Origin of the sequence: Streptomyces sp. NPDC057543, from assembly GCF_042801895.1 — a bacterium.
Taxonomy (GTDB): domain Bacteria; phylum Actinomycetota; class Actinomycetes; order Streptomycetales; family Streptomycetaceae; genus Streptomyces.
Genome location: NZ_JBHVFF010000467.1, coordinates 1 through 4,088 on the forward strand (window position 1 = coordinate 1; position 4,088 = coordinate 4,088).

Sequence of the window (4,088 nt, forward strand, 5' to 3'; positions counted from 1 at the left end):
GGCCCTGACCTGCTCAAGTCGAAAAGATGGTCGATCCACCGCAGAATGTGATGGAACCGGACTTATGTTCAGGCTGCGGGGAGGAGGTCGCTGTGCGCTCCACACGTCGCCGAACCTGGGCTCTGCCGGCGGCCTCCATGGTCATCGCCGGACTGATAGCCCACCTGGGCATATCCGCCATATCCATGGCGGGACGGGGTGGAACCGGGGCATCCGCTCCCGACGCTCCCAACCCGGAGCCCGCCGGATCCGAGTGCCGTACGTCGATCCTGGGATCCCGGGTCGTCGCCTACTGCCACAACCCGTACCCCTCCACCGACCGCGTGCAGCTGCACACCGAATGCCGCCGCTGGTGGGACATAGACGCAGATGCCACCCCGGTCGACGTGGGACCGGGGCAGACCGTGCGGCTCGACGACCGCTGCTGGAAGGAAGTCGACTCGGTCTGGGTCACACACCGGGTGCAGAGTTCCATTCGAAGCGCGACGCGAACCCGGTCGACGCGAAGTGACTCCGCTCGACGCGACGCGACCCGGTCGTCCCGAAGTGACTCCGCTGAACGCGACGCGACCCCGGTCGACCTGAGGTGACTCCGCCCTCGCACCCGGTCCGCCGGACACGCCCGCCTCCTCACACCCGGTCCACCAGACAGCTCAGCGCATGACTCGCGGCCTCGGCCGCCGCCGTCTCCGCGTCCCCCGCCCGGATCGCCTCGACCAGCCGGCCGTGGTCCATGAGGCTCTCCGGCCCCAGCTCATGGCCGACATCGACCCTGAGATAGTCGCGCAGCAGATCGCCCAGGTCGGCGTAGAGGCCGGTCAGCACGTCATTGTGCGAGGCCGCGACCACGGCCAGATGCAGCGTCGCATCCGCCGCGACGAACGCCTCGGCGTCACCCGCGGCCCAGGTCTCCTCCCGCCGCGCCATGAGCGCGTCCAACTGCTTCAGATCCCGCTCGGTGCGCCGGGCGGCCGCCAGTCGTGCCGCCGACGACTCCAGGGTGGAACGCAGCTCGGCGACATGGCGCGGATCGGCGGTGGCGAAGCGGCGGTGCATCACCCCGGCCAGTTCGCTGGTGGCGACGACATAGGTGCCCGAGCCCTGCCGGATGTCGAGCAGGCCGTTGTGCGCGAGCGCGCGCACGGCCTCGCGGACGGTGTTACGGGCCACGCCCAGCTGTTCCACCAGTTCGGGCTCGGTGGGAATCCGTGAACCCACGGGCCACTCGCCCGAGGTGATCTGGTTCCTCAGCTGGGCAATCACCTGATCGGCGAGTGCCGAACGCCGCGGAGACGTCAGCGCCATGATGCTCCTTGCTCGGGTTGCTTCGGTGACGGGTTGCTTCGGTGACGGGTTGCTGCGGTGATGAGAGGGGAGAGGGGTACGGGGTGGCTCTGCTGCGGGTGATGGTCTCAGCGGAGTATGCGCACGATTGGACAATCAATCATCCCATGATTCTATGATGACTCCATGCCCGACGACGAGACCCAGCCGCAGCCCCGGACCCCGACCCGGACCCTGAGCCCCGCCACCACCGCGGACATCCCGACGAAATCCCCGGCCCCGGAGGCCCCGCAGACCGCACAGGCCATGCAGACCGCCCCCGGGCCGTCCCCGTGGCTGCTCCGGTTCGTCGCCATCGGCCTCGTCCTCGCCGCGCTCAACCTCCGTCCCGCCATCACCAGCCTCGGCGCCCTCCTCGAGGAGGTGCAGGACGGGCTGCACATGAGCGGCAGCGTCGCTGGTGTCCTCACCTCCGTACCGCCGCTCTGCTTCGCGGTCTTCGGCGTCATGGCGCCTCGCCTCGCCCGCCGCTTCGGCCCCGGCGCGATCGTCTGCGTCGGCATGATCGCCATCACGGCCGGTCTGGTGATCCGGCCGCTCGTCGGCGGCACGGTCGGCTTCCTCGCCGCGAGCGCCCTCGCTCTCATGGGCATCGCCGTCAGCAACGTCCTGATGCCGGTGATCGTCAAGCGCTGGTTCCCGGATCGCGTCGGCTCCATGACCGGGCTCTACTCGATGGCCCTGGCCCTCGGCACCTCGCTCGCCGCCGCCGTGACCGTGCCCATGACCAGTGCGCTGGGCGGCAGCTGGAGGGCAGGCCTCGGTATCTGGGCCGTCCTCGCCGCTGTCGCGATCCTGCCCTGGATCCCGCTGGTACGGGACCGGCGCGGCGCCCCGGGGCAGCCCGCCGCCCGCCACCAGGACGTCCCGGCGCTCAGGATCACCCGCAGCCGTACCGCGTGGTGCCTCGCCTGCTTCTTCGGCCTGCAGGCCACCGCCGCGTACATCACCATGGGATGGATGCCGCAGATCTTCCGCGACGCGGGGGTCTCGGCCGGTACGGCGGGCGTGCTGCTCGCCGTGACCATGGCGATGGGCGTGCCGCTCGCGTTCGTCATCCCCCGGGTCGCCGGCGGCATGAAGAACCAGGGCCCGATCGTCGTCGTCCTCGGCGCCTGCGGCCTCATCGGATACGCCGGCCTCTACCTCGCACCGACCGGCGGCGCGTGGGCCTGGGCGCTGCTGCTCGGCATCTCGAACTGCGCCTTCCCGCTCGCGCTGACCATGATCGGCATGCGGTCCCGCAGTGGCGCCGGAGTGGTCAGGCTGTCCGCGTTCGCGCAGTCCACCGGCTATCTGATCTCGATCCCCGGCCCGCTGCTCATCGGCGTGCTCCACCAGCACAGCGGTGGCTGGGGGCTGCCGATCGCACTGATGGCGGGCCTCATGGTGCCGCAGATGGTGGTCGGGGTGCTGGCCGGGCGGGACCGGACGATCGAGGACGAATGCTGAGATGCGAGACTGAGCCCCATGTCTCCTGTGCTCGATCCGAATCCCCAGAACGGTCAGAAGAAGCTTCTCCTCGTGCTCGGGGCGATGCTGCTGGTCACCGTGATCATCGCGGTGATCGCCTCGATCGCATCCCCCTGAATCCGGCTGAATCCATCTGAACCTGCCTGAACCCCCTGAACCCCGTGGCCGACGACGGCCGGTGGTGGGGCTAGCACCACCGTCCCCTAGGGGGACAGGGTCAGGGTGAAGTGGGTGGGTCACCGGATGGGACCGGCACCCCCGAGTCCGTAGGTTCTGAGTATCGGAACCGATGACTCTCGGAGGCGGACATGCCGGCCCGTACGCACACCCGGTCCACCCACCCGGCCACGGGCAGCGTCGAGGTCCGGCTGCCGTGGTGGGCCGTCGCGCTGCCCGCGATCGCGTTCGCCGCGCTCCTGCTGATGATCGTGGGATCCGGCGACGCACACGCAGCGACGGCCGACCCCGCGCTCAGCCGGTTGCTTGAGCGAATCGTGGCCCTGATCACCGGCTGACGGCTTCCGCGCAGCCCGTGGAAGCCGTCAACACCCTGCGCCGGGCGGCACATTTCGTGCGAAGCTGAGGTGTATGAGCGTCGATACACCTCGCAGGATCGTCCTTCTCAGGCATGCCAAGGCGGAATGGTCGCAGGACTCCGATCATGAGCGGCCGCTCACGGAGCGCGGCCGCAAGGACGCCCCCGTCGCAGGCCGCAAACTCGTCGACTCCGGGATCGTCCTCGATCTCGCCCTCTGTTCGACCGCCGCCAGGACGCGCGAGACGTGGAAGCTGGCGGTGCACGAGATGCCGCACCGTCCGAGGACCGTGTACGAGGAGCGACTGTACGAGGCGTCTCCCGGCGAACTGATCGCCCTGATCAACGAGACCCCCGATGATGTGCACGACCTTCTTGTCATCGGCCACAACCCCGGGATGCACGCGGTCGCCGACGCCCTCTCGGAATCGGCCGACGGCGACGCCCTGGCCCGGATGAACCGCGGCGGTTTCCCGACCGCCGCCTTCGCCGTCGTGGAATTCTCCGGCTCCTGGAAGGGCGTGGAGCACGGCGTGGGCAAGCTGGTCGAGTACTGGACCCCCAACGACTGATCCCGCCGTCGTACGGTTCCGGCTGTCGTACGGGTTCCCGCCGTCGCACAGCTCCCGTCGTCGTACGAACAGGGCCCCGGTGCGGAAACCACCGGGGGCCAGCACGTTCGCGGGTATTCGGGGACGCGGATTAGCGGGTAAGCCTCAGTAGGCCAGGGCGGCGG

At 69.5% G+C, this 4,088-nt stretch carries 5 protein-coding genes and 1 pseudogene; 5 read left to right on the top strand and 1 reads right to left on the bottom strand.

From position 1 onward, the window contains the following. Positions 1-92: 92 nt before the first annotated feature. A pseudogene (locus ACFU8Q_RS39820) lies at positions 93-461 on the top strand (hypothetical protein); the annotation flags it as partial. A 169-nt stretch (positions 462-630) separates the two neighbouring features. Here ACFU8Q_RS39820 and ACFU8Q_RS39825 read toward each other — a convergent pair. Then, a complete protein-coding gene (locus tag ACFU8Q_RS39825; protein ID WP_384464630.1) occupies positions 631-1,305 on the bottom strand; it encodes a FadR/GntR family transcriptional regulator in 675 nt (224 codons plus the stop codon). A 285-nt stretch (positions 1,306-1,590) separates the two neighbouring features. On the opposite strand from ACFU8Q_RS39825, the gene ACFU8Q_RS39830 reads away from it, so the two are divergent. From ACFU8Q_RS39830 to ACFU8Q_RS39845, 4 genes are all read left to right on the top strand, one after another. Continuing rightward, complete coding sequence (locus ACFU8Q_RS39830) at positions 1,591-2,796, top strand: CynX/NimT family MFS transporter (RefSeq protein WP_384464639.1); 1,206 nt, start codon at positions 1,591-1,593, stop codon at positions 2,794-2,796. Between the two features lie 27 nt (positions 2,797-2,823). Beyond that, positions 2,824-2,934: an SGM_5486 family transporter-associated protein gene (locus tag ACFU8Q_RS39835; protein WP_093895778.1), complete on the top strand. Its 111-nt coding sequence runs from the start codon at positions 2,824-2,826 to the stop codon at positions 2,932-2,934. A 191-nt stretch (positions 2,935-3,125) separates the two neighbouring features. Further along, positions 3,126-3,332: a hypothetical protein gene (locus ACFU8Q_RS39840; protein WP_384464633.1), complete on the top strand. Its 207-nt coding sequence runs from the start codon at positions 3,126-3,128 to the stop codon at positions 3,330-3,332. Positions 3,333-3,405: 73 nt separating this feature from the next. Beyond that, complete coding sequence (locus ACFU8Q_RS39845; RefSeq protein ID WP_384464636.1) at positions 3,406-3,924, top strand: SixA phosphatase family protein; 519 nt, start codon at positions 3,406-3,408, stop codon at positions 3,922-3,924. Positions 3,925-4,088 lie beyond the last annotated feature (164 nt).

Excerpts from the sequence above, each read along its gene's own strand:
- ACFU8Q_RS39830 (WP_384464639.1), top strand. The coding sequence starts at position 1,591 with ATGCAGACCGCCCCCGGGCCGTCCCCGTGGCTGCTCCGGTTCGTCGCC.
- ACFU8Q_RS39845 (WP_384464636.1), top strand. The coding sequence starts at position 3,406 with ATGAGCGTCGATACACCTCGCAGGATCGTCCTTCTCAGGCATGCCAAG.
- ACFU8Q_RS39840 (WP_384464633.1), top strand. The coding sequence starts at position 3,126 with ATGCCGGCCCGTACGCACACCCGGTCCACCCACCCGGCCACGGGCAGC.
- ACFU8Q_RS39825 (WP_384464630.1), bottom strand. The coding sequence starts at position 1,305 with ATGGCGCTGACGTCTCCGCGGCGTTCGGCACTCGCCGATCAGGTGATT.